This is a genomic window from Mycobacterium hippophais, from assembly GCF_027529605.1.
Classification (GTDB): domain Bacteria; phylum Actinomycetota; class Actinomycetes; order Mycobacteriales; family Mycobacteriaceae; genus Mycobacterium; species Mycobacterium arseniciresistens.
Genome location: NZ_JAPZPY010000004.1, coordinates 1 through 23,325 on the forward strand (window position 1 = coordinate 1; position 23,325 = coordinate 23,325).

The 23,325-nt window shown below is 69.2% G+C and carries 22 protein-coding genes; 10 read left to right on the forward strand and 12 right to left on the reverse strand.

Annotated elements, in window-relative coordinates:
* The 5 genes from secD to O6P37_RS11405 form a co-directional block, all read left to right on the forward strand.
* The coding region (gene secD / locus O6P37_RS11385) for a protein translocase subunit SecD (protein ID WP_269894180.1) at nucleotides 1-1,306 on the forward strand (1,306 nt) is incomplete at its 5' end.
* A complete protein-coding gene (gene secF, locus O6P37_RS11390) occupies nucleotides 1,307-2,611 on the forward strand; it encodes a protein translocase subunit SecF (protein ID WP_269894181.1) in 1,305 nt (434 codons plus the stop codon).
* Between the two features lie 6 nt (nucleotides 2,612-2,617).
* A complete protein-coding gene (locus O6P37_RS11395) occupies nucleotides 2,618-4,261 on the forward strand; it encodes an ABC transporter substrate-binding protein (protein ID WP_269894182.1) in 1,644 nt (547 codons plus the stop codon).
* A 29-nt stretch (nucleotides 4,262-4,290) separates the two neighbouring features.
* Complete coding sequence (locus O6P37_RS11400; RefSeq protein WP_269894472.1) at nucleotides 4,291-4,836, forward strand: adenine phosphoribosyltransferase; 546 nt, start codon at nucleotides 4,291-4,293, stop codon at nucleotides 4,834-4,836.
* 81 nt (nucleotides 4,837-4,917) lie between these two features.
* Nucleotides 4,918-7,236, forward strand: a complete 2,319-nt coding sequence (locus O6P37_RS11405; protein ID WP_264010962.1) for a RelA/SpoT family protein — start codon at nucleotides 4,918-4,920, stop codon at nucleotides 7,234-7,236.
* Here O6P37_RS11405 and O6P37_RS11410 read toward each other — a convergent pair.
* The 3 genes from O6P37_RS11410 to O6P37_RS11420 all read right to left on the reverse strand — a co-directional run bounded on the left by O6P37_RS11410 (nucleotide 7,203) and on the right by O6P37_RS11420 (nucleotide 10,326).
* Entirely contained in the window at nucleotides 7,203-8,351 is a 1,149-nt protein-coding gene (locus tag O6P37_RS11410) for a SecDF P1 head subdomain-containing protein (protein ID WP_269894183.1), read from the reverse strand. The genes O6P37_RS11405 and O6P37_RS11410 overlap by 34 nt on opposite strands.
* Before the next feature lie 93 nt (nucleotides 8,352-8,444).
* Nucleotides 8,445-9,410, reverse strand: coding sequence for a peptidylprolyl isomerase (locus O6P37_RS11415; RefSeq protein WP_408633152.1), 966 nt, complete (start codon nucleotides 9,408-9,410; stop codon nucleotides 8,445-8,447).
* Between the two features lie 16 nt (nucleotides 9,411-9,426).
* Nucleotides 9,427-10,326, reverse strand: coding sequence for a peptidylprolyl isomerase (locus O6P37_RS11420; protein ID WP_269894184.1), 900 nt, complete (start codon nucleotides 10,324-10,326; stop codon nucleotides 9,427-9,429).
* Nucleotides 10,327-10,456: 130 nt separating this feature from the next.
* On the opposite strand from O6P37_RS11420, the gene O6P37_RS11425 reads away from it, so the two are divergent.
* Together O6P37_RS11425 and hisS are read left to right on the forward strand one after the other, a co-directional pair.
* On the forward strand, nucleotides 10,457-11,125 hold the full coding sequence (locus O6P37_RS11425; RefSeq protein WP_269894185.1) for an MBL fold metallo-hydrolase: 669 nt from the start codon (nucleotides 10,457-10,459) through the stop codon (nucleotides 11,123-11,125).
* Between the two features lie 4 nt (nucleotides 11,126-11,129).
* Nucleotides 11,130-12,398, forward strand: a complete 1,269-nt coding sequence (hisS, locus tag O6P37_RS11430) for a histidine--tRNA ligase (protein WP_269894186.1) — start codon at nucleotides 11,130-11,132, stop codon at nucleotides 12,396-12,398.
* Nucleotides 12,399-12,473: 75 nt separating this feature from the next.
* On the opposite strand, the gene O6P37_RS11435 is transcribed toward hisS, so the two are convergent.
* Together O6P37_RS11435 and O6P37_RS11440 are read right to left on the reverse strand one after the other, a co-directional pair.
* On the reverse strand, nucleotides 12,474-13,112 hold the full coding sequence (locus O6P37_RS11435) for a carboxymuconolactone decarboxylase family protein (RefSeq protein WP_269894187.1): 639 nt from the start codon (nucleotides 13,110-13,112) through the stop codon (nucleotides 12,474-12,476).
* Nucleotides 13,113-13,154: 42 nt separating this feature from the next.
* On the reverse strand, nucleotides 13,155-13,823 hold the full coding sequence (locus tag O6P37_RS11440) for a TetR/AcrR family transcriptional regulator (RefSeq protein WP_269894188.1): 669 nt from the start codon (nucleotides 13,821-13,823) through the stop codon (nucleotides 13,155-13,157).
* Between the two features lie 111 nt (nucleotides 13,824-13,934).
* Between O6P37_RS11440 and O6P37_RS11445 the strand changes: the two genes are divergently transcribed.
* Nucleotides 13,935-14,921, forward strand: a complete 987-nt coding sequence (locus tag O6P37_RS11445) for an amidohydrolase family protein (RefSeq protein WP_269894189.1) — start codon at nucleotides 13,935-13,937, stop codon at nucleotides 14,919-14,921.
* Here the strand turns inward: O6P37_RS11445 and O6P37_RS11450 are convergent, their stop codons facing one another.
* From O6P37_RS11450 to urtA, 7 genes are all read right to left on the reverse strand, one after another.
* Nucleotides 14,922-16,025 (reverse strand): MBL fold metallo-hydrolase, encoded by a 1,104-nt coding sequence (locus O6P37_RS11450; RefSeq protein WP_269894190.1) that lies wholly within the window; start codon nucleotides 16,023-16,025, stop codon nucleotides 14,922-14,924.
* A 70-nt stretch (nucleotides 16,026-16,095) separates the two neighbouring features.
* Nucleotides 16,096-16,635, reverse strand: a complete 540-nt coding sequence (locus O6P37_RS11455; protein ID WP_269894191.1) for a hypothetical protein — start codon at nucleotides 16,633-16,635, stop codon at nucleotides 16,096-16,098.
* 123 nt (nucleotides 16,636-16,758) lie between these two features.
* The gene (urtE, locus tag O6P37_RS11460) at nucleotides 16,759-17,451 is read right to left on the reverse strand and encodes an urea ABC transporter ATP-binding subunit UrtE (RefSeq protein ID WP_269894192.1); all 693 of its coding nucleotides are present in this window, start codon (nucleotides 17,449-17,451) and stop codon (nucleotides 16,759-16,761) included.
* Nucleotides 17,451-18,284: an urea ABC transporter ATP-binding protein UrtD gene (urtD, locus tag O6P37_RS11465; RefSeq protein WP_269894193.1), complete on the reverse strand. Its 834-nt coding sequence runs from the start codon at nucleotides 18,282-18,284 to the stop codon at nucleotides 17,451-17,453. Before urtD ends, urtE begins: the two co-directional genes overlap by 1 nt.
* Nucleotides 18,281-19,408 carry an urea ABC transporter permease subunit UrtC gene (gene urtC, locus O6P37_RS11470; RefSeq protein ID WP_269894194.1) on the reverse strand — a complete coding sequence of 376 codons (1,128 nt, stop codon included), beginning with the start codon at nucleotides 19,406-19,408 and terminating at the stop codon, nucleotides 18,281-18,283. The genes urtD and urtC overlap by 4 nt, the downstream gene beginning before the upstream one ends.
* Nucleotides 19,405-20,289 (reverse strand): urea ABC transporter permease subunit UrtB, encoded by an 885-nt coding sequence (urtB, locus tag O6P37_RS11475; RefSeq protein WP_269894195.1) that lies wholly within the window; start codon nucleotides 20,287-20,289, stop codon nucleotides 19,405-19,407. Before urtB ends, urtC begins: the two co-directional genes overlap by 4 nt.
* A 4-nt stretch (nucleotides 20,290-20,293) precedes the next feature.
* The gene (urtA, locus tag O6P37_RS11480; RefSeq protein ID WP_269894196.1) at nucleotides 20,294-21,559 is read right to left on the reverse strand and encodes an urea ABC transporter substrate-binding protein; all 1,266 of its coding nucleotides are present in this window, start codon (nucleotides 21,557-21,559) and stop codon (nucleotides 20,294-20,296) included.
* 231 nt (nucleotides 21,560-21,790) lie between these two features.
* Between urtA and O6P37_RS11485 the strand changes: the two genes are divergently transcribed.
* The gene (locus O6P37_RS11485) at nucleotides 21,791-22,210 is read left to right on the forward strand and encodes a hypothetical protein (protein ID WP_269894197.1); all 420 of its coding nucleotides are present in this window, start codon (nucleotides 21,791-21,793) and stop codon (nucleotides 22,208-22,210) included.
* A gap of 98 nt (nucleotides 22,211-22,308) precedes the next feature.
* The gene (locus tag O6P37_RS11490; protein ID WP_269894198.1) at nucleotides 22,309-23,325 is read left to right on the forward strand and encodes an Rv2578c family radical SAM protein; all 1,017 of its coding nucleotides are present in this window, start codon (nucleotides 22,309-22,311) and stop codon (nucleotides 23,323-23,325) included.

Here is a 23,325-nt window from a genome sequence, read left to right on the forward strand (position 1 = left end):
CTCCGACTTGCCGCCGCAAGGGGCGCCGCCGGCCGGCGAGCAGCCGGCGCCACAGCCGCGGCCCTACCCGCAGCAGCCTGCGCCGGCCGACCCCACCACCGAACCCGCGCCCGCCACCCCCGGCCAGGCGCCGCCCGCGCAGAACGCGCCACCGGGGCAGAGCCCGCCCGGTCAGAGCGACGAGCGTAAGGATCTGGCGCAGCGCATCTCCGACGAGAAGCAGCTCAGGCAGAGCGCCGATCCGTCCATCCAGCTGCTGGCCCTGCAGTTCCAGGCCACCCGCTGCGGCGACGAGGACGTCCTCGCCGGCAACGACGATCCCAACCTGCCATTGATCACCTGCTCCACCGACGGCCAGACGGTCTACCTGCTCAACAAGTCGATCATGAGCGGTGAGCAGATCCAGGACGCCACGTCCGGCCTGGACCAGCAGCAGGGTCAGTACGTCGTCGACGTCCAGTTCAAGGACGAGGGCGCCAAGATCTGGGCCGACTTCACCGCGGCCAACGTCGGCACCCAGACCGCGTTCACCCTCGACTCACAGGTGGTCAGCGCCCCCGAGATCCGCGAGGCCATCCCGGGCGGGCGCACCCAGATCACCGGGTCGTTCACCAACGACACGGCGCGCGAACTCGCGAACGTGCTCAAGTACGGGTCGCTGCCGCTGTCGTTCGAGTCGTCGGAGGCCGAGACGGTCTCGGCCTCGCTGGGGCTCCAGTCGCTGCGGGCCGGCCTGATCGCCGGCGCCGTCGGCCTGGCCGCCGTGCTGCTCTACTCGCTGCTCTACTACCGCGTGCTCGGTCTGCTCATCGCCTTGTCGCTGGTGGCCGCGGGCGCGGTGGTCTTCGCGATCCTGGTGCTGCTGGGCAGGTACATCAACTACACGCTCGACCTGGCCGGCATCGCCGGTCTGATCATCGGTATCGGCACCACGGCCGACTCGTTCGTGGTGTTCTTCGAACGCATCAAGGACGAGATCCGCGAGGGCAGGTCGTTCCGCTCGGCGGTGCCACGCGGCTGGGCGCGGGCGCGCAAGACGATCCTGTCCGGCAACGCGGTGAGCTTCCTGGCCGCCGCAGTGCTGTACTTCCTGGCCGTCGGGCAGGTCAAGGGCTTCGCGTTCACGCTCGGCCTGACCACCATCCTCGACGTCGTCGTGGTGTTCCTGGTGACGTGGCCGCTGGTGTATCTGGCCTCCAAGTCTCCGACACTGGCCAAGCCCAAGTACAACGGGCTCGGCGCGGTGCAGCAGATCGCCCGGGAACGACGCGCCGCGTCGCACGCGACCACCGGACGGGGACAGTAGATGGCGGCCATCAACCGGAACACCAAGAAGTCGTCGACCGCGGTCGAGGCGGCTCCCGTCGAAGCGGGTTCCACCGCACCGAAACACGGCTTCTTCGTCCGGCTCTACACCGGCACCGGCGCCTTCGAGGTGATCGGGCGCCGCAAGTTGTGGTACCTGATCAGCGGCGCGATCGTGGCGGTCTGCATCCTCAGTTTCATCGTGCGGGGCTTCACCTTCGGCATCGACTTCGAGGGCGGCACCAAGGTGTCGATGCCGGTCAACGGCGTCAACGGCACGGCGACCACCACCCAGGTCGAGACCGTGTTCACCGACTCTGTCGGCAGGCCGCCCGAAACGGTGGTCGTGGTGGGCAGCGGTGACTCGGCGACGGTGCAGATCCGTTCCGAGACGCTGAGCAACGACGAGGCCGCGGACCTGCGCAGCGCGCTGTTCGATGAGTTCCAGCCGAAGGGCGCCGACGGCCAGCCCAGCGAACAGGTGATCAGCGATTCCGCGGTGTCCGAGACGTGGGGCGGCCAGATCACCCAGAAGGCGCTGATCGCGCTCTTGGTGTTCCTGGTGCTGGCGGCCCTCTACATCGGGCTGCGCTACGAACTGTGGATGGCCGTCGCCGCCATCGTCACGTTGTTCTTCGACCTCATCGTCACGGCCGGCGTGTACTCACTGGTCGGATTCGAGGTAACGCCCGCAACGGTGATCGGCCTGCTGACGATCCTCGGTTTCTCGCTCTACGACACGGTCATCGTGTTCGACAAGGTCGAGGAGAACACCGAGGGCTTCGAGCACACGACCCGGCGCACCTTCGCCGAGCACGCCAACCTGGCGATCAACCAGACCTTCATGCGGTCGATCAACACCAGCCTGATCTCCGTGCTGCCGATCCTCGCGCTGATGGTCATCGCGGTCTGGCTGCTCGGTGTCGGCACCCTGATGGATCTCGCGCTGGTGCAGCTGGTCGGCGTCATCGTCGGCACCTACTCGTCGATCTTCTTCGCCACCCCGCTGCTGGTGACGCTGCGGGAGCGCACCGACAAGGTCCGCACGCACAACCGCCGGGTGCTGCGGCGCCGAACGGGTGCCGCCGCCAAGAGCTCGGCGGCGGCCGCCGACGCCGGCGCAGCCGATGACGACATCGACCCCGAGGTCGACGACGCCACCGAGGCCCGCGACGCAAAAGAGGCCGACCAGACCGAGACGGTCACCGCCTCGGCCGGCACCAAACCCGCTGTGGGCGCGCGACCGGTGCGCCCGACCGCCAGCAAGACCGGGCGGCCCGCGGGCAAGCGGAGCCCCCGGCGGTAGACGCCGATGGCAGCCCTTAAGCGGCGCGCCGTCGCGCTGGCGGCGGCGCTGTCGATCACCGCACTGCTGGCGCCCGCGTGTTCGGGCAACTCGGCCGATTCCATCGACTACGCCGTCGACGGGTCGCTGAGCACGTACAACACCAACACGGTGACCGGCGCCGCGTCCGGCGGACCGCAGGCGTTCGCCCGGGTCCTCACCGGATTCAACTACCACGGGCCCGACGGCCAGATCGTCGGCGACCACGACTTCGGCACCATCTCGGTGTTCGGCCGCACGCCGCTGGTGCTGGACTATCAGATCAGCGACAAGGCGGTGTACTCCGACGGCAAGCCGATCACCTGTGACGACCTGGTGCTGGCCTGGATCGCCCAGTCCGGCAGGTTCCCGGGCTTCGACGCCGCCAACCGGTCGGGCTACAGCGACATCGCCTCGGTCGACTGCGCACCCGGCCAGAAGCGGGCCCGGGTGTCCTTCGCGCCCGACCGGGGATTCGTCGACTTCGGCCAGTTGTTCGCCGCCACCGCGCTGATGCCCTCGCATGTCCTCGCCGACGAACTCGGCGTCGACGTCACCACCGCGCTGCAGTCCGGCGACCTGCCCACCATCGACCGCATCGCGCAGGCGTGGAACACCACCTGGGACCTCCGCCCGGACGTGGACCTGAAGAAGTTCCCCTCGTCGGGTCCCTACAAGCTGGAGTCGGTGACCGGCGACGGCGCGGTGGTGCTGGTGGCCAACGACAAGTGGTGGGGCGCCAAGGCGGTCACCGGCCGGATTACGGTGTGGCCGCGCGGCGCCGACATCCAGGACCGGGTGAACGAGGGCGCCTTCGACGTGGTCGACATCGCGGCCGGGTCGTCGGGCACGCTCAATCTGCCCGAGGACTACGTCCGCAGCGACAGCCCGTCGGCGGGCATCGAGCAGCTCATCTTCGCGCCCGTGGGGCCGCTGGCCGCGCCACCGGCACGCCGTGCGGTCGCGCTGTGCACACCCCGCGACATCATCGCCCGCAACGCCCAGCTCCCGATCGCCAATTCGCGGCTCAACCCGGCGAACGAGGACGCATTCGGCGCGACCGAGAACGTTCCGGAGGCGGCGCAGTTCACGGCGGCCAATCCGGTCGCCGCGCGGGCCGCGCTGAACAACCGGCCGCTCACGGTGCGTGTCGGCTATCAGACACCCAACGCGCGGCTGGCGGCGACCGTCGGCGCCATCGCCAAGGCGTGCGCACCGGCGGGCATCACCGTGCAGGATGCCGCCGGCGCGGCGGTCGGCCCGCTGTCCTTGCGCAACAATGACATCGACGTCCTGCTGGCGAGCACCGGCGGCGCGGCGGGCAGCGGATCGACGGGCTCGTCGGCGATGGACGCCTACGCGCTGCACACCGGCAACGGCAACAACCTGCCGCGCTACTCCAATCCGCGCATCGACGGGGTGACCGGCGCGCTGGCGGTGACTTCGGATCCCAAGGAGCTCGCCCGGCTGATCGGCGAGGGCGCGCCGGTGCTGTGGGCCGACGTGCCGACGCTGCCGCTCTACCGCCAGCAGCGCACGCTGCTCACATCGGACAAGATGTATGCGGTGAGCAGTAATCCGACGCGCTGGGGCGCGGGCTGGAACATGGACCGCTGGCGGCTGTCGCAGTGACCGGCGGGCAGGAGCGAAGCGACTCGGGGATTGGCACCGGCGGGCAGGAGCGGACTGAGATCTCCCGGCTCGTCGCGACGATGATGCGCGAGGTGCCCGACTTCCCGGAGCCCGGCATCCAGTTCAAGGACCTCACTCCGCTGCTCGCCGACGCCGGCGGGCTGTCCGCGGTCACCGACGCGCTGGCCGCCACCGCCGACGGCGCCGACCTGATCGCGGGTATCGACGCCCGCGGATTCCTGCTCGGCGCCGCGGTCGCCATCAGGCTGGGCACCGGCGTGCTGGCGGTCCGCAAGGGCGGCAAGCTGCCGCCGCCGGTGCACACCGAGACCTACCAGCTCGAGTACGGCACCGCCACGCTGGAGATCCCGGCCGACGGCCTCGACCTGACCGGGCGCACCATCTTGATCATCGACGACGTGCTGGCCACCGGGGGCACCGTCGCGGCCGCGAACAAGCTGCTGATCAGCAGCGGTGCGACCGTGCTGGGCGCCGCGGTGGTGCTGGAGCTGACCGCGCTCGGTGGTCGCGAGGTGGTGGCGCCGCTCCCGGTCACCAGCTTGCACACGGTGTGAGGGATATCCTCGACACGGACGGCGACGTGGGCAGGAGGTGTGACAGTGGCTGATGACGGGTCCCTGACGCAGACCCAGCCGATGCCCGTGGTGTCACCGGAGGCCGAGCAGGCCGCGCCGCCGGAGGCCCCCAAGACGACATCGAGCGCGTCGCGGCGGGTGCGCGCCCGGCTGGCGCGCCGGATGACCGCCCAGCGCGGCACGCTCAACCCGGTGCTCGAGCCGCTCGTCGCGGTGCACCGCGAGATCCACCCGAAGGCGAACCTGCAGCTGCTGCAGCGGGCCTACGAGGTGGCCGAGGAGCGGCACGCCACCCAGTTGCGGCGCTCGGGCGACCCCTACATCACCCATCCGCTGGCGGTGGCCAACATCCTGGCCGAGCTGGGCATGGACACCACCACGCTGGTGGCCGCACTGCTGCACGACACCGTCGAGGACACCGGTTACACGCTGGACGCGCTGACCGCCGAATTCGGCAGCGAGGTCGGCCATCTCGTCGACGGGGTGACCAAGCTGGACAAGGTGGCGCTCGGCACGGCCGCCGAGGGCGAGACCATCCGCAAGATGATCATCGCGATGGCGCGCGACCCGCGGGTGCTGGTGATCAAGGTCGCCGACCGGCTGCACAACATGCGCACCATGCGGTTCCTGCCGCCGGAGAAGCAGGCGCGCAAGGCCCGCGAGACGCTCGAGGTCATCGCGCCGCTGGCGCACCGCCTCGGCATGGCGACGGTCAAGTGGGAGCTCGAGGACCTGTCGTTCGCGATCCTGCACCCGAAGAAGTACGAGGAGATCGTGCGCCTGGTCGCCGACCGGGCGCCGTCGCGCGACACCTATCTGGCGAAGGTCCGCGCCGAGATCAACGCGACGCTGAGCAAGTCCAAGATCAACGCCGTGGTCGAGGGCAGGCCCAAGCACTACTGGTCGATCTACCAGAAGATGATCGTCAAGGGCCGCGACTTCGACGACATCCACGACCTGGTCGCCGTGCGGATCCTGTGCGACGAGATCCGGGACTGCTACGCCGCGGTCGGCGTGGTGCACTCGCTGTGGCAGCCGATGGCCGGCCGGTTCAAGGACTACATCGCCCAGCCGCGCTACGGCGTGTACCAGTCGCTGCACACCACCGTCGTCGGACCCGAGGGCAAGCCGCTCGAGGTGCAGATCCGCACCCGCGACATGCACCACACCGCCGAGTACGGCATCGCCGCGCACTGGCGGTACAAGGAGTCCAAGGGCCGCAACGCGGTACCCGCCGGGCACGCCGCCGCCGAGATCGACGACATGGCGTGGATGCGCCAGCTCCTCGACTGGCAGCGGGAGGCCGCCGACCCCGGTGAGTTCCTGGAGTCGCTGCGCTACGACCTCGCGGTGCAGGAGATCTTCGTGTTCACCCCCAAGGGTGACGTGGTCACACTGCCCACGGGATCGACGCCGGTGGACTTCGCCTACGCGGTGCACACCGAGGTCGGCCACCGCTGCATCGGTGCGCGCGTCAACGGCCGGCTGGTGGCGTTGGAGCGCACGCTCGAGAACGGCGAAGTGGTCGAGATCTTCACGTCCAAGGCGCCCAACGCCGGACCGTCCCGCGACTGGCAGAGCTTCGTGGTGTCACCGCGGGCGAAGGCCAAGATCCGGCAGTGGTTCGCCAAGGAGCGGCGGGAGGAGGCACTGGAGGCGGGCAAGGACGCCATCGCCCGCGAGGTGCGCCGCGGCGGACTTCCGTTGCAGCGCTTGATGAATGCGGAGTCGACGGCGGCGCTGGCCCGCGAACTGCGCTACGTCGACGTCTCGGCGCTCTACACCGCGGTGGGGGAGGGCCACGTCTCGGCCCGCCACGTGGTGCAGCGCCTGCTCGCCCAGTTCGGCGGCGACGAGGCGGCCGAGGACGAACTCGCCGAGCGGTCCACACCGGCCACCATGCCGATGCGGCAGCGCAGCACTGACGACACCGGCGTCGCGGTGCCCGGCGCGCCGGGGGTGCTGACGAAGCTGGCCAAGTGCTGCACCCCGGTTCCCGGCGACAAGATCATGGGCTTCGTCACCCGCGGTGGCGGGGTGAGCGTGCACCGCACCGACTGCACCAACGCCGATTCCCTTCGGCTGCAAGCAGAACGACTCATCGACGTCGAGTGGGCGCCCTCGCCGTCATCGGTGTTCCTGGTCGCGATCCAGGTGGAGGCGCTCGATCGGCACCGGTTGCTGTCCGACGTCACCCGGGTGCTGGCCGACGAGAAGGTCAACATCCTGTCGGCGTCGGTGACCACGTCCAACGACCGGGTGGCGATCAGCCGGTTCACCTTCGAGATGGGCGACCCGAAACACCTGGGTCACCTGCTCAGTGTGGTGCGCAATGTGGAGGGCGTCTACGACGTGTACCGCGTCACGTCGGCGGCGTAGCCGGGCGGAACGCCCCGGCCGCGGCCGGCATTGACCAGCAGCAGCACGCCGCCGATCACCAGCGTCACGACGACCACCCCTGCGGCGAGCAGACCGATCCGCCACACGGTCGGACTCCCTTGCAGGGGCACGGTTTCGGTGGTCGACGACTCGAGGATCAGCGGGAAGGGCAACGCCCCGCCCTGCAGCGCCGCGGCGAGGTCGCGGGCGTCGTCCTCGGTGAAACCCCCGGTGATCTGCGTGCGTCCGCCGGGCATCGCCTCCCTGATCTCGGGTGCGCTGAGGACGGCGGTGTCGAGTGTGAAGGCGACCTGCGTGCCGATGTTGGCGGCGGTGAAGTCCGCCCAGCGCGTCGTGCCGTCACCGTCGAATTCGAGGTCCACCACCCATTGGCCGCTTCCTTCGTCGAACTCGTGGCCCGCGCTCTCGATCCTCTCGCCGTCGATGGTCGTCTCGTCGAGCAGGTAGACCGTCTCGCCCTCACGCGAGCAGGTGACCAGCGGCTGGTTCGGGTCGTCACGGCCCGCCAGTGCGTCGTTGTCGCCGCAGCGGGTGGCCTGGAACTGCAACGCGAGCAGCTGGATCGACGGGTCGGCGCTCTGCCGGAGTTCTTTCTCGTCGGCCACCGCCTGCGGGCTCGGCGTCTTCGGTCTGGCGGTCGGTCCGCCCGCCGGCTGCGCTTCGATCGCGTGGATGACCGGGCGCAGATCGAGTCGGCCGGCCGCACCGATGTCGCTCCACGACTCGTCGTCGGCGCCGGGTACCGACAGGATGATCGCGTCGTCGTCGACGGTCGCCGCCGCGCCGATGCCACCCCGGGCGGCGGCGCGGGCCTCGACGACGCCGCGGGCGCGTTCGAGCGAGTCCGCGGACGCCGGCGATCCCGGGGCGGGCCGCAGCGTCAGCTCGGTGCGCTCCCCGGAGGCGGCGCCCGGCGCCCACCTGTCCCGGGTGAGCACCAGCGCGAACGCGTATCCGCAGACGACGACGGCGAGCACGGCGATCACGAGCCAACGCAATCCACGGTTCGGGGCGGCCGGCGACATCGGCTGCCACGGACCGTGACCAGCGCCGGGCGGCGGCCATGGGCTGCCGGGTGGTGGCGCCATGCTCATCGGATCGTCTCCCTCATCGCCCGCGAACCGGGTCACACCATTACACCCCGGCCGGCGGGGGTTGGGCGGCGCTGATGCGGCCACCCCGGGGTGTCAGTCCAGTCGCGCCTGGGTGATCGTGACGTCCTGTGCCGGTGGGCCGTCGTCGGCGCCGTCGGCCACACCGTCGGCCGCGATCTCGTCGAGCGTCGCCAGACCGGTCTCGTCGACGGTGCCGAACACCGTGTAGGTCGGCGGCAGCCGGGAGTCGTCGTACATCAGGAAGAACTGGCTGCCGTTCGTGCCGACACCGGAGTTGGCCATCGCCACCGTCCCGCGCGGATAGATCACCGCCTGTTTCAGCGCCGGATCGGACAGCCGGTACTGGTTGGTGGGGTACTCGTTGGGGAAGCGGTAGCCCGGTCCACCCTCGCCGGTGCCCGACGGGTCGCCGCACTGCAGCACTTTGAGCACCGGCGAGGTCGTCAGCCGGTGACACGTGGTGCCGTCGAAGAAGCCCTGCTGGGCCAGGCTGGCGAAGTTGTTCACGGTGCACGGCGCCTCGGCGTTGTGCAGCGTCAGACCGATGTTGCCGCGGCTGGTCTCGATGCCTGCGCCGACCGTCGCCGGATCGGTGGGCACCCTGCCGCTCCGCGGCGCGGCGGCCTTCTTGCTCGCCGGAGCCGGGGTCGCCGGGTACTGGCAGTTGGTGCCCAGCGGTTGCGGCGGGTCGAACGCGGGCAGCTCCTGCGCGGGTGGCGGCGGAGCGGCGGTGTAGACCGGGCCGCTCGGCCGGTTCTCGATCCCCTGGGACAGCGCGACGAGGAACAGCACCATGAGCACGAGGAAGACGATGCTCAGCGCGGTCGCGACGTAGCCGACGATCAGGCCGGTGAGTGCCAGGCCGCGGCCGTCCTCCCCGGTGCGCTTGATCTGCGCCAGCGATATGTGGCCGAAGATGATGCCGAGCGGCGCGAACAGGAACGCACACACCAGCGCGGCGATCGCCATCCCGTTGGTGGAGCGGGGCGGCGGTGCGGGGTAGGGCGGATACCCGCCGTAGGGCGGCGGCGCTGTCACGTCGGATGTGCCGGACTCAGTCGAGCAGTACCGAGGTGACCTTCACCTCGTTGGTCGGCGCGCCATCGTCGGCTCCGCGTTCTCCGGGAACGACGCCCGCGCCGGCGATCTTGTCGAGGGTGGCCAGACCGGTCTCGTCGATCTTGCCGAACACCGTGTAGTTCGGCGGCAATTGGGAGTCGCCGTAGACCAGGAAGAACTGGCTGCCGTTGGAACCCGGCGCGCCCGTGTTGGCCATCGCCAGGGTGCCGCGCGGGTAGACCACCGGACTCTGCAGCGCCGGGTCGTCGGGCTGGAACTGGTTGGTCGGGTACTCGTTGTCGAAGCCGTAGCCCGGTCCGCCGGTGCCCTTGCCGGTCGGATCGCCGCACTGCAGCACCTTGAGGCCTTCGCTGGCGGTCAGCCGGTGGCACACCGTGTCGTTGAAGTAGCCCTGCTGGGCAAGACTGGCGAAGCTGTTGACGGTGCACGGCGCCTTGGCGTTGTCGAGCACGAGGCCGAGGTTGCCCTGATTGGTGGTCATGCTGACGCTGACCTCCGCCGGGTCGGTGGGCACCTCACCGGCGCGCGGCGGGTTGACCTTCTTGCTCGCCGGCTCCTGGGTGACCGGGTACTCGCAGCTCGAGCCAAGCCCGGCGGGTGCGGCGAACGGCGGCAGCTGGGGCAGGCCCTCTGCCGACGGCGCCGGTGCGGCCGAGGTGGTGGAGCTGCTCGGGGCGGGCGAGGCGGTGTCGGCGTTCGAGTCGTCCTTGAAGAAGAGGAAGCCGAAGACCGCGGCGCCGACGACGACCAGGACGCCGACCACCGCTCCGATGATCATGAGCTGACGGCGCCTGCGCTCCTGTTGTGCCCGCCGCTCCAGCTGTCGCTCGAGCTTGCGCTTGGCCGCTGCACGTCGTTGTTCGTTGGTGGGCACCGCCGGTAGTCCCTTCTCGCATCCGCCGCTGTCGCGTCCGGTCGGCACCGAGTGTGCCAAAGCGAGCTGAGTGCGCGGTGAACGACCCACGGGATCGGCGCCCGCGATCGGGCATGGGAAACTCGTGGTCGTGTTGATCACCGGTTTCCCCGCGGGCATGTTGCAGTGCAACTGCTACGTGCTGGCCCCGCGGCCGGGATCGGACGCGGTGATCGTCGACCCGGGCCAGCGGGCGTTCGGCCCGTTGCGCCGCATCCTCGACGAACACCGCCTCACCCCGGCGGCGGTGCTGCTCACCCACGGCCACATCGACCACATCTGGTCGGCACAGAAGGTCGCCGACATGTACGGCTGCCCGGCGTTCATCCATCCCGAGGACCGGTACATGCTGACCGACCCGGTCAAGGACTTCACCTCCGGCTTCATCGGCGGCCTGGGCCGGATGGCGTTCGGCGCCGTGTTCCGCGAACCGCGGCAGGTGATCGAACTCGACGCCGACGGCGAGAAGCTCGACCTCGGCGACATGGTGGTGACCGTCGACCACACCCCGGGCCACACCCGGGGTTCGGTGGTGTTCCGGCTCGAGGGCGACGGCACCGAGGTGGCGCTCACCGGCGACACCCTGTTCCGCCGGTCGGTGGGCCGCACCGATCTGCCCGGCGGCAGTGGCCGCGACCTGCTGGGCTCGATCCTGACCAAACTGTTGGTGCTCGACGACGCCACCGTGGTACTGCCGGGCCACGGCGAGAAGTCCACGATCGGCGACGAGCGCCGCACCAACCCGTTCCTCAGAGGCTGACAACGTGACGGATTCGTCTGCTTTCCAGGCGCCCAAGGGCGTCCCGGACTACCTGCCGCCCGAGTCGGCGGGCTTCGTCGCCGTGCGCGACGGCCTGCTCGCGACGGCGCGGCGCGCCGGATACGGCGACGTGGAGCTGCCGATCTTCGAGGACACCGCGCTGTTCGCCCGCGGCGTGGGGGAGTCGACCGACGTGGTGTCCAAGGAGATGTACACCTTCGCCGACCGCGGCGACCGGTCGGTGACGCTGCGGCCCGAAGGCACTGCCGGCGTCATCCGCGCGGTCATCCAGCACCGGCTCGACCGCGGCGCGCTGCCGGTGAAGCTCTGTTACTCGGGGCCGTTCTTCCGGTACGAGCGCCCGCAGGCCGGCCGGTACCGGCAGCTGCAGCAAGTCGGCGTGGAGGCCATCGGCGTCGACGACCCCGCGCTGGACGCCGAGGTGATCGCGATCGCCGACACCGGCTTCCGGTCGCTGGGCCTCGACGGCTTCCGGCTCGAGCTGACCTCCCTGGGCGACGACACCTGCCGTCCGCAGTACCGGCAGCTGCTGCAGGAGTTCCTGTTCGAGCTCGATCTCGACGACGACACCAGGCGCCGCGCGGAGATCAATCCGTTGCGGGTGCTCGACGACAAGCGGCCGCACGTCCGGGAGATGACCGCCGACGCGCCGGTGATGCTCGACCACCTCTCCGAGAGTGCCAAGCAGCACTTCGAGACCGTGCAGACCCACCTGCAGGCACTGGGCGTGCCGTATGTGGTCAACCCGCGGATGGTGCGCGGTCTGGACTACTACACCAAGACCACGTTCGAGTTCGTGCACGACGGGCTCGGTGCCCAGTCGGGGATCGGCGGCGGCGGGCGCTACGACGGCCTGATGCGCCGGCTCGGCGGGCAGGACGTGTCCGGGATCGGCTTCGGGCTCGGGGTGGACCGCACGCTGCTGGCGCTGCAGGCCGAGGGCAGGCAGGTCGGACGGGCCAGGGCTGTCGACGTGTTCGGGGTGCCGCTGGGCGAGCGGGCCAAGCTCCGCCTCGCGGTGCTGGCCGCCGAACTGCGCGGCGCCGGGGTGAGCGTCGACCTGGCCTACGGCGACCGCGGGCTCAAGGGCGCGCTGCGCGCCGCCGACCGGTCGGGTGCGGTGCTCGCACTGGTCGCCGGTGACCGGGACATCGATGCGGGCACCGTCGGCGTGAAGGACCTCGCCACCGGTACGCAGGTCGACGTGCAGCTCGACGCCGCGGTCGCCGACGTCCTGCAGCGCCTGGGCTGACCTACTCGTCGACCGTGCGGCGTGTCGCCGCTCGGCGGGTAGGTAGACGACGACACGCCGCACACTCGGCGGACGTCATCCCCGGCCGGAGGTGGCGGCACCGATGTCGAGTGGCTCACCGTCCTCGCCGCCCACCTCCACGACGGGATCGTCGCGGTCGTCGAACTCCAGGCGCAGCGCCCGCGACATGATCGCGTGCATGACGTACATCGTCGTCGTGTAGCTGAACTCGAGGATCTCCTGGTCGGTGAACACCTCGCGCAGTTGGGCGAACAGCGTCTCGGGGACCCGGCCCTGCTGTCCGGCAAGGCAATCGGTGTAGGCCAGCAGCAGCCGCTCGGTGTGGTCGTAGCAGTCGGCGGTCTGCCAGGACGGGATGGCGGCTATCTTCTCCTCGGACAGCCCCGCCGACCGGCAGGCCTTGCAGTGCTGGGAGAAGACGAATTGGCTGCCCACCACCCAGCCGGCCCGGATCTGACCGAGCTCGCGGTGGTCGGCGCGGATGCTGACCTCTTCGCGGTACAGCCGGAACCCGCGCACGGCGTGCCGCAGGGCGGCGGGGGACTGGGCGAACACCGTCCACCAGTCGCCGGTGGTGCCGCCGACGGTGCCGGGTTCGGCCACCGGGTCGCGGTCGCCGAACATGAAGTCGTACATGTTCAGCGTGAACTGGTCGCGGACCTCCGCGCGTGGAACCTGGTTCAGGCGGGGCATTCTGGCGTCCTTTCAGCGGTCGAGCTGCCGGCGAAATCGACGTCAGGTGCGGACGCCGGACAGCACCAGCTCGGCGAAGGTTTCGCCGATTTGGTCGAGGGTGTTGCGTCCGCCGGGGGCGTACCAGCGGTGGATCCAGTTGTGCATCCGGAGGATGCCGAGCATCACCAGCCGGGAGTCGAGATCGCTGCGGAAGGTCCCCGAGGCGATGCCCTGGTCGATGATCGCCAGCAGCGTCTTGGCGTACGCGTCGGCGTTGGCGATGATGCGCTCGGCCTCGGGGATCACCGCGATGTGCTGACTCTCTCTGAACAACAGGAACAGTTCGGGAAAGTTCTGCAGATCGGCGATGTATGCGCCGAGCGCCCGGCGCAGCTTCTCGTCGTCGGGTGCGTCGGATCCCAGTGCGGCGCGGCAGTGGGCGGTCATCGCGTGTGCGGGTTGCTCGATCAGCGCCACGAGTAGCTCTTCCTTGGTGCCCACGTAGTAGTACAGCGACGCCCGGTTGATCCCCACTTCGACGGCGACGTCCTCGAGTCGTGCGCGGGCGAAGCCCCTGCGGCGGAGGACCGCCGACGCGCCTTCGAGGATGGCTACCCACCGCTCGTTGGACGCCCGCCGGTCGGCGGCGCGGCTTTCGGCGCGTCGTCGGGCGTTGTCACTCTCGGGCCGTGCGGCTGAAATTCTCGGGCTCCGTCCTGGCCGGGTCATCGCGTTGCCAAGGTACGCCCGAACAACCTGAGCTGACGCCCCGTTCGCGAGAATCTTCCACCCGCGTCGGCCGTCGCGGTAGGGTCCGTTCACCGACCCGCCGGAGGTGCCATGTCGCTGATCGCGCTCGAGGAGCACTACGCGTGGGACCCGGCCAGCGCCGGCAACGTGGTGGGCACCTGGCTGCAGACTCACGACAGCGTCGCCCACGACAGGCTGTACGACCGTGGCCCGCTGCGGCTGGAGCAGATGGACGCCGCGGGCATCGACTTCCAGATCCTGTCCCTGTTCGATCCGGGCGTCCAGCAGGAGGACGACGTCGCGCGCGCCGTCGAGTTGGCGCGCCTGGCGAACGACGACCTGGCCGAGACGGTGCGCGAAAACCCTGATCGCTTCGGTGGTTTCGCCACCCTCGCGACACAGGATCCCCGCGCCGCGGCCGATGAGCTTCGGCGATCGGTGGTCGATCTGGGCCTCGTCGGTGCCCTGATCAACGGGCACAGTCGCGGGCGGTATCTCGACGATCCCGCCTACTCGGACCTTTTCGGCGAGGCCGAGGCTCTGGGGGTGCCGATTTACCTGCACCCCACCACGCCGCACCCGGCGGTGATGGACGCCTGGTTCGCTCCCTACGTCGACGCCGGGCTGCACCTCGCATCGTGGGGCTTCGCCGTCGAGACCGGAACACACCTGCTGCGGTTGATCTATTCGGGCCTGTTCGACAGGTTCCCAAGGCTGCAGATGATCATCGGCCACCTCGGGGAGATGCTGCCGTTCGCCGCGTACCGCATCGACCGCTACTACGGGCTCGGCGGCTCGGACTCGGCTCGCCGGCTGCAGCGCCTGCCGTCGGAGTATCTGCGCCGCAACGTCTTCGTGACGACGAGCGGCAACTTCTGTCCGTCGGCGTTCGCATGCACGCTGGAGGTGATGGGCGCCGACCGGGTGATGTTCTCGGTCGACTATCCGATGGACGACAACCGGGCCGGGGCCGAGTTCCTCGCCGCGTTCCCGATGGACGAGGCGACTCGCCGCAAGGTCAGTTGCGGAAACGCGCTGCGGCTGTTCGCCGGCCGCCTGCCGGGACGGCTGGGCTGATCACAGCGCGAACACCTGGCCGTCCCTGGCGACGGTGACCGGACCCGCGTAGTGCTTCCCGATCGCCGCCAGCCATTGCGAATCGGGCAGATCGGTCGGGGAGTAGTGGCTCAGGACGAGGTGGCGGGCGTTCGCCGCGGCCGCGACCTCACCGACCTGCTCGGCGGAGGTGTGGGATCGCACGAGGTAGTCGGGCGGGAACCTGTCGTGGTAGTACGCGTCGTCGAGGCTGAATTGTGCCTCGTGCACCAGGATGTCGGTATCACGGGCCAGTTCCACGAGATTGTCGGACTTGGTGGTGTCACCGGAGAAGGTCACGGAGAGCGGCATCTTCGTCATGTCGAAGCGGAATCCGAACGCCGGGTACACGTCGTAGTGCGAGACCAGCGTCGCGGTGACGGTCACATTGTGGTCGGACATGACGGGGAAGGGCGCCGTTCTGGGTGACCTGTCGGTGTGACTGGAGCCCGGTGGCACCGCGATCTCGTGCACCTCGATCAGGTCCTCGATGTCGACGGTGCCCATGTCGCGTATGAAGATGTTGCTGGTGTAGGCGTAGGCCTGCAGGAGCGCCCGGCTCGTCGCCGCCAGACCCGGCGTGGGGTCGGCGGGGTTGACGGTGGCCGGCTGCGGGTCACCGACCTCGCTGGGCGGCAGGCCGCCCGCCGGCCCGGGTCCGTAGACGCGCACCGCCGTCTTGCCTTTGGCGGCGGTGTATCCGCCGGAGAGGAAGAAGCTGTAGTAGTCGACGATGTGGTCGGTGTGCAGGTGGGTGATGAACATGCTCTGCAGGTCGTCGAATCGGAAGCCCGCGTTGGTGAAGGCGTTCAGTGAGCCCAGTCCGCAGTCGATCTGGTAGACGTCGGAGCCGATCTTCAGTGCCGACGAGACGCCGGTCTTGTGCGGAACGGGCGGTGGCCCGGCCTGCACACCCAGTGTGACGAGGGCGTTCTCCGGCAGCGTCTGCGCCTGGGGCGGCGCTGCCGAACCGACGCCGGCCGAGCCGACGGCGGCGCCGCCGATGACCGCCGACATCGACGCCGTGATCATGGCGCGGCGTGACAGCGCGGACAGTGGCTCCGAGCACCCGCAACCGTCGGCCATGAGCGTGATGCTAGGTCACAGCCGGGCGGCCGTGACCCGAACGTCGACAGTCTCGACCGTCGACAAGCGTTCACCGCTCGGCGTGCACGAGGGCCGTCAGCACCCCGTCGAGCTTGCCGACACTGTTGAACGGCGTGCCGCGCAGCAGATCCCGTGCACCGGCGGGCGTGACCGCCACGAGCTTCGACGCGCTCGACGTCATCTGCATCCTGCGTTCGAAGCGGACCTGGTCGAGCGGCGCGACGACTTCGCCGTCCGCGTCGAGGTACACCCGGTGTCTGCGGTCGAACACTGCCACCGGCCGCATCGTGCTCAGCGGCATCGACCGGGCCCGCTGGATGGATGCGTTGATCCAGTTCATCACCAGCAGCGACGCCACGCCGATGGCGAAGAAGACGCCGCCGATCACCAACGACCGGAGCGAGATCGTGCCGGTGACGGCCGAGAACAGCGAGACGACGCCGAAACCGCCGAAGACGAGGCTGAAGATCGTCAGGAGCAGCACCATCACCTCGGGTGGGGTGCGGCCGCGGTCGATCACCAGGACCTTCGGGCCGTCCTCCGCGACCACGAATCTGCCGGCATCCGCGAGCACTGATGGTTCGGTCACGCGGAGAGTGTGCCCGCTCGACGGGCATGATCGTGCGCGGATGCCCGGTTTTCGCGCGTGTCGTCCGACAAACTCGCCCACATGGCGGAGGTGTCCCCGGCACGCTCGCGGCAGAAACCCGAGCTAGATGGCCATCGCGGCGCGCACGTCGGCCTCCGATGCCGATCCGCCGGTGCCGCTCGACGTGACCCGGCCGGCCTCCACGATGTAGTAGTGCTGCGACGACTCCAGGGCGAAACCGATGTGCTGCTCGACCAGCAGCACGCCGAGATCGCCCCGCCCGGTCAGCGCGGTGATCGCCGCCTCGATCTCGGCCACCACCGACGGCTGGATACCCTCGGTCGGCTCGTCGAGGATGAGGCAGGTGGGTGACGTGATCAGAGCACGTGCGATCGCCAACTGCTGACGCTGCCCACCGGACAGCAGACCCGCCCGCCGGGTCAGCAGTTCTTTCAGCGCGGGGAACAGGTCGAGTTGCTCGTCGATCAGTTGCCTGCCGTTCTTCCGCCCGTCCGCGACGACCTGGAGGTTCTCCGCCGTCGTCAGCTGCCCGAACGACTGCTGACCCTGCGGCACGTAGGCCAGCCCACGCGCCACCCGCGCGCTCGGCCGCAGCTTGGTGATGTCCTCACCCTTGAACACCACCTTGCCCGCAGTGCATTTCAGCAGCCCGACCGCGGCGCGCAGCAGCGTCGTCTTGCCCGCGCCGTTGTGGCCCATGACCGCGGCGACCCCGTCGGACGGCACCTTCAGGCTGACACCGTGGATGACCTCCGACCGGCCGTACCCGGTGCGGACGTCGATGAGTTCGAGCATCAGTCGCCAACTTCCTCGATCAGTTCGTTCGGTATGCCCTCGGCGCCCGCCGCGGCGGTGCCGAGGTACACCTCCTGCACCTTGGGGTTGGCCTGGACCTCGGCCACCGAACCCTCGGCGATCACCTGGCCCCGCGCCAGCACCGTCACCGAGGTGGCGAAGGCGCGCATGAAGTCCATGTCGTGCTCGACGACCACCACGGTGCGTTCACCGCCGATGCGGCGCAGCAGGTTTCCGGTCTCCTCGCGCTCCTCGGTGCTCATGCCGGCCACCGGCTCGTCGAGCAGCAGCACGTCGGCGTTCTGCACCAGCAGCATGCCGATCTCCAGCCACTGCTTCTGCCCGTGGGCCAGCACCCCGGCCGGCTTGCCCGCCAGGTCGGTCAGGCCGATGGTCTCCAGGGCCTCCTCGATGGCCGGCAGCACGCCGGACCGCCGGCGCAGCAGCGTCCACGGTGAGCGGCCCGCGCCCGCCGCGATGTCCAGGTTCTGCAGCACCGTGAGCTGTTCGAACACGCTGGCCGTCTGGAAGGTTCGCCCGACGCCCCGCCTGGCGATCTGGTGCACCTTCTTGCCGAGCAGTTCCACCCCCGACTTGTTCACCGAACCCGAGGCGGCCACCAGGCCGGTGATGGCGTCGATCACCGTGGTCTTCCCGGCGCCGTTGGGTCCGATCAGGAATCGCAGGTCGCCTTGGAACAATGTCAGGTCGACGTCGCTGACCGCCTTGAACCCGTCGAAATCGACTGTCAGTCCCCGTACTTCGAGGTACTCGGTGCCCATGCCGACGTTGCCGCCCGCCACCGGCTGCGACTGTGCCTGCGCGGTGGTCATGTCGGGGCTCCCACTCTGGTGTCGGATTCGGGCTCGTCGACCTGTTCTGCGGGCGCCGGATCACCGGGTGGTGCATCGGGTCTGCGCCGCCGGGAGCGCCGGGCCAGCACGCTCAGGCCGGCGAAGCCGGCCGGGAAGAAGCCGACCACGATGATGAACAGCAGGCCCTGGGCGTAGATCCACTCCGACGGAAAACGTTCGGAGAACACCGTCTGCGCCCACGCCACACCGATCGCACCGAGCACGGGGCCCAGCAGCGTGGTGCGGCCGCCGATCGCCACGCCGATCAGGAACGCGATCGACGGCAGGATCCCGACCTGGGACGGCGCGATGAAGCCGACGATCGGGGTGAACAGAGCACCCGCGACGCTCGCGAACAGCGCCGCCACGGTGTACGCCACCACCTTGATGTTGGCCGGGTCGTAGCCCAGGAAGCGCACCCGCTCCTCACCGTCACGCACCGCCACCAGCAGTTCGCCGTAGCGGCTCTGCATCAACTGGCGGACCACGGCCACCACGACCAGCAGGGTGGCCGCCGCGATGAAGAACAGCATCCGCCGGTTCACCGGGTCGTTGAGCGTGAACCCGAAGAATGTGCGGAAGCCGCTGAGCCCGTTGCTGCCACCGAGACTCATCTGGCCGACGAGCAGGATGGCCAGCGCCGCCGCCAGCGCCTGCGACAGGATCGCGAAGTACGCGCCCTTGACGCGGCGCTTGAACACCCCGAGGCCGAGCGCGGCGGCGATGCCCGCGGGCACCACCACGATCGCCAGCAGGGTGAACGCCGGCGAGGCGAACGGCGCCCAGTAGGAGGGCAACTCGCGCACGCCGGCGATCTGCATGAAGTCCGGCACGTCGTCGCCGCGGATCTGCGCATCGGCGATCTTGAGGTGCATACCCATCATGTAGCCGCCGAGGCCGAAGAACACGCCCTGGCCCAGCACGAGCATTCCGCCGCGGCCCCAGGCCAATCCGATGCCGACGGCCACGATCGCGAAGCACAGGAACTTGCCGAGCAGGCCGAGCCGGAAGTCCGAGAGCACGGCGGGCGCGGCGACGAACAACACGAGCGCCGCGACCCCGAAGGCCGCCCACGTCTGCCACCGTCCGATCAATGTCCTCATACGAGACTCCTCGTGCGGACGGTGAACAGGCCCTGGGGGCGGACCTGCAGGAAGATGACGATGATCACGAACACGATCACCTTGGCCAGCGACGCGGTGGTGTTGTACTCGATGAACGAGTTCAAGAAGCCCAGCGCCAGCGCCGCGATCACGGTGCCCTTGATCTGACCCAGCCCGCCCACGACCACCACCAGGAACGCGTCGATCAGGAAGCTCTGCCCGATGGTTGGGCTGGTGGAGCCGATCAACGTCAGCGCGACACCGGCCACCGAGGCCAGCCCCGAACCGATGAAGAAGGTGGTGATGTCGGTCTTGCGCGAGGAGATCCCGCTCGTCTCCGCGAGGTCGCGGTTGGCCACCACCGCGCGGATGCGCCTGCCCATCGGGCTGGCCTTGAGCATGGTGGCGAGCACGGCCACACAGGCGACCGCGAGCACCAGGATGAAGATCCGCGTTCTCGGCACCACGGCGCCGAAGATCTCCACCCCGCCCGACAGCCACGCCGGGGCCACCACATTGACCGCGGGGGCGCCGAAGATGTCGCGGGCCACCTGCTGCAGGACCAGTCCGACGCCGAACGTGACCAGCAGGGTGTCCAGTGGCCGGTGGTACATCCGCTGGATCAGTGTCACCTCGAGCAGGGCGCCCATCGCGCCGCCCACCACGAATCCGACCGCCAGCGAGATCAGCAGCGAGGCACCGGCGCTGGTGACGAGCTGCTGCACCACGTAGGCGGTGTAGCAGCCGGCCATGATGAACTCGCCGTGGGCCATGTTGATGACCCCCATCTGACCGAAGGTCAGCGAGAGCCCGAGTGCGGCCAGCAACAGGATCGAGCCGAGGCTCAATCCCGTTGCCAGCTGTCCGATCAGGACGTCCATAGGATCAGCTGGACAGGCCGGCGGCCCACGGATAGGACTTCAGGTACGGGTCCGGCTCGATCGGGCCCGGCGACTCCCAGATCGTGTAGATCAGCCCGTCGGGCCGGATCTCGCCGATGCGGGCGGTCTTGGTGATGTGGTGGTTCTCCCCGTCGATGGTGACCTTGCCCTCCGGTGCGTCGAAGGAGACACCGCCCGCGTTGTCCTGAATAGCCTTGACGTCGAACGACTTCGCCTTCTCGACGGTGTTCTTCCACAGGTAGACCGACACGTAGGCGGCCTCCATCGGATCCGAGGTGGGCTTGTTCGCGCCGTAGGCCTTCTTGTAGGCCGAGACGAACGCCTTATTCACCGGCGTGTCGATGGTCTGGTAGTAGTTCCACGCGGTGAGCTGCCCGGTGACGTTCTGCACACCGATGCCGCCGACCTCCTCCTCGGCGATCGACACCGACACCACCGGCATCGCCTGCGGGGTCAGCCCGACGTTCTTGTACTCGCGGAAGAACGCCACGTTGGAATCGCCGTTGAGCGTGTTGAACACTGCGTCCGCGTCGGCGGTGCGCACCTTGTTGACGATCGTCGAGAAGTCCGTCGAGCCGAGCGGGGTGTAGTCCTCGCCCTTGATCTCGATTCCGTTGGCGCCGGCGTAGGCCTTGATGATCCGGTTGGCGGTCTGCGGGAACACGTAGTCGCTACCGACGAGGTAGAGCGACTTGACGCCGCGCTGCTTGAGGTAGTCCAGCGCGGGGACGATCTGCTGGTTGGTGGTGGCGCCGGTGTAGAAGATGTTCTTGCTCGACTCGAGGCCCTCGTACTGCACCGGGTAGTACAGCAGTGAATTGGCGCTCTCGAAGACCGGGAGCATCGCCTTGCGGCTCGACGACGTCCAGCCGCCGAACACCGCGGCCACGCAGTCACTGCTGATCAGCTTCTCGGCCTTCTCGGCGAAGACGGTCGGTTCGGACGCGCCGTCCTCCCCGATGAGCTGGATCTGCTTGCCGGACACACCGCCTGCGGCGTTGATCTCGTCGACCGCGAGCTTAATGGCATCGCGGACGGTGACCTCGGAGATGGCCATCGTGCCCGACAGCGAGTTCAGCGACCCCACCTTGATGGTGGGACCCGAGGTGTCCACGCAGGATTCGGCGCTGGCCGCCTCGGTGTCGCCGGCACGGGTGCCGCAGCCCGCCAGCACCATCGCGGTGGCCAGCGCGATGCTTCCCGTCGCCAGGGCGGACCTGGTGAACGCAGCACGTCGAGGTAGTCGCATGAACAGCCTTTCGTCATGTCAACTGCGGTCTCACCGAAATATCTCTGCCGGGGAACACGCAGGTGGGGCACCGTAGCGGTGTCGAATCGGCACGTTAGAGCGCTGGTGTTTCTTCGAAATGTCGCCGTGTGACGAACCGGTTAACCTGTTGGTCAGCGTGTGTTGTCCTGTCCGACACCGGGTGCCGCGCGCGGCTGTAACGGTCGGGTAGCCTGCGTCGATGTGACGGACATGCGAACAGCGACGATGCGGATCGGGGCGGCACTCGTGGTGGCGGCCGCGGGATGTGCGGTGAGCCAGGCGACGTCGGTCGCGCAGCCGGCCGGGCAGAAGGTCACATACACCCTCGCGGTGGCCGGGCCCGCGGACTTCACGCTGACCTACCTGACCGCGCAACCGCCCAGCATGGACGCCTACAACGCCGACGCGTACGCCTACATCAAGCGCGACAAGCTGACCATCGCACCGGGCGCGCCGTGGGTGTTCGAGACGTCGCTCGAGGATCCACAGTGGGCGTTCCTCCAGGTGAGCAGCGCCACCCGCGGCGGCGTCGCGGCGCCCAACGCGCACTGTGAGGTCACCGCCGACGGCCAGGTCATCGTCGCGCAGGACCACCCTTACAGCCCGCAGTGCTTCGGGTCGCAGTGGTAGCGCGGTAGCCGCTCAGTCCGTAAAGACGTACACCAAGGTCCGGCCCGCCCGGCGACGCGCTACTTGACATCTGATCGAACACAAGTTCGAATGAAGAGGTGCGGTGGGACGGACAGGGTGTCGGCGTCGATGACGGAGCGCTGCCGGGCCTGCAGCGCATCGGCTTCGTCCGAAGCGTCCGCACGCCGCAGTTCGACGGCATCACGTTCCACGAGGTGCTGTGCAAGTCGGCGCTGAACAAGGTGCCGAACTCCTCGATGCTGCCGTTCCAGTACACGGTCAACGGCTACCGCGGCTGTTCGCACGCCTGCCGGTACTGTTTCGCCCGCCCCACCCACGAGTACCTCGACTTCGACAACGGCGCCGACTTCGACTCCCAGGTGGTGGTCAAGACCAACGTCGTCGACGTGCTTCGCCGCGAACTGCGCAGGCCGTCGTGGACGCGGGACACGGTGGCGCTGGGCACCAACACCGACCCCTATCAGCGGGCCGAGGGCCGTTATGAACTCATGCCGGGAATCATTGCCGCGCTGACTGATTCGGGAACACCGATGTCCATCCTCACCAAGGGGACACTGCTCCGGCGCGACCTGCCCCAGCTGGCCGACGCGGCGCGGCGGGTGCCGGTGAGCGTCGCGGTGTCGCTCGCGGTCGGCGACCCGGAACTGCACCGCGACGTCGAACCGGGGACGCCCTCGCCGCAGGCCCGGCTCGGTCTCATCGCCGCGATCCGCGACGCCGGGCTGCCGTGCCATGTGATGGTGGCGCCGGTGCTGCCACATCTGACCGACTCCACCGAGCACCTCGACGGACTGCTCGGGCAGATAGCCGCCGCGGGCGCCGACAGCGTCACGGTGTTCGGACTGCACCTGCGCGGTTCCACCCGCGGCTGGTTCATGTCGTGGCTGGCGCGCTCGCACCCGCATCTGGTCGCGCGCTACCGCGAGTTGTACCGCCGCGGTGCGTATCTGCCCGAGGACTACCGCCGGTCGCTGCACGACCGCGCGGCGCCGCTGATCGCCCGGCACGGTCTGGCCAGGGACCGGCGGGTCACGACGCCGGACACCGTTCCCGCGGTCGCGGCGGCGCAGCCGGTACAGGCAACGCTGTTCTAG

What these genes read in the sequence shown, in the direction of transcription:
- O6P37_RS11405 (WP_264010962.1), top strand. Translation starts at nt 4,918, where the DNA reads ATGCCCGTGGTGTCACCGGAGGCCGAGCAGGCCGCGCCGCCGGAGGCC.
- urtB (WP_269894195.1), bottom strand. Translation starts at nt 20,289, where the DNA reads ATGGACGTCCTGATCGGACAGCTGGCAACGGGATTGAGCCTCGGCTCG.
- O6P37_RS11450 (WP_269894190.1), bottom strand. Translation starts at nt 16,025, where the DNA reads ATGGCCGACGGTTGCGGGTGCTCGGAGCCACTGTCCGCGCTGTCACGC.
- secF (WP_269894181.1), top strand. Translation starts at nt 1,307, where the DNA reads ATGGCGGCCATCAACCGGAACACCAAGAAGTCGTCGACCGCGGTCGAG.
- urtA (WP_269894196.1), bottom strand. Translation starts at nt 21,559, where the DNA reads ATGCGACTACCTCGACGTGCTGCGTTCACCAGGTCCGCCCTGGCGACG.
- O6P37_RS11395 (WP_269894182.1), top strand. Translation starts at nt 2,618, where the DNA reads ATGGCAGCCCTTAAGCGGCGCGCCGTCGCGCTGGCGGCGGCGCTGTCG.
- urtC (WP_269894194.1), bottom strand. Translation starts at nt 19,408, where the DNA reads ATGAGGACATTGATCGGACGGTGGCAGACGTGGGCGGCCTTCGGGGTC.
- urtE (WP_269894192.1), bottom strand. Translation starts at nt 17,451, where the DNA reads ATGCTCGAACTCATCGACGTCCGCACCGGGTACGGCCGGTCGGAGGTC.
- O6P37_RS11445 (WP_269894189.1), top strand. Translation starts at nt 13,935, where the DNA reads ATGTCGCTGATCGCGCTCGAGGAGCACTACGCGTGGGACCCGGCCAGC.
- O6P37_RS11435 (WP_269894187.1), bottom strand. Translation starts at nt 13,112, where the DNA reads ATGCCCCGCCTGAACCAGGTTCCACGCGCGGAGGTCCGCGACCAGTTC.
- O6P37_RS11485 (WP_269894197.1), top strand. Translation starts at nt 21,791, where the DNA reads ATGCGAACAGCGACGATGCGGATCGGGGCGGCACTCGTGGTGGCGGCC.
- O6P37_RS11440 (WP_269894188.1), bottom strand. Translation starts at nt 13,823, where the DNA reads ATGACCCGGCCAGGACGGAGCCCGAGAATTTCAGCCGCACGGCCCGAG.
- O6P37_RS11410 (WP_269894183.1), bottom strand. Translation starts at nt 8,351, where the DNA reads ATGAGCATGGCGCCACCACCCGGCAGCCCATGGCCGCCGCCCGGCGCT.
- urtD (WP_269894193.1), bottom strand. Translation starts at nt 18,284, where the DNA reads ATGACCACCGCGCAGGCACAGTCGCAGCCGGTGGCGGGCGGCAACGTC.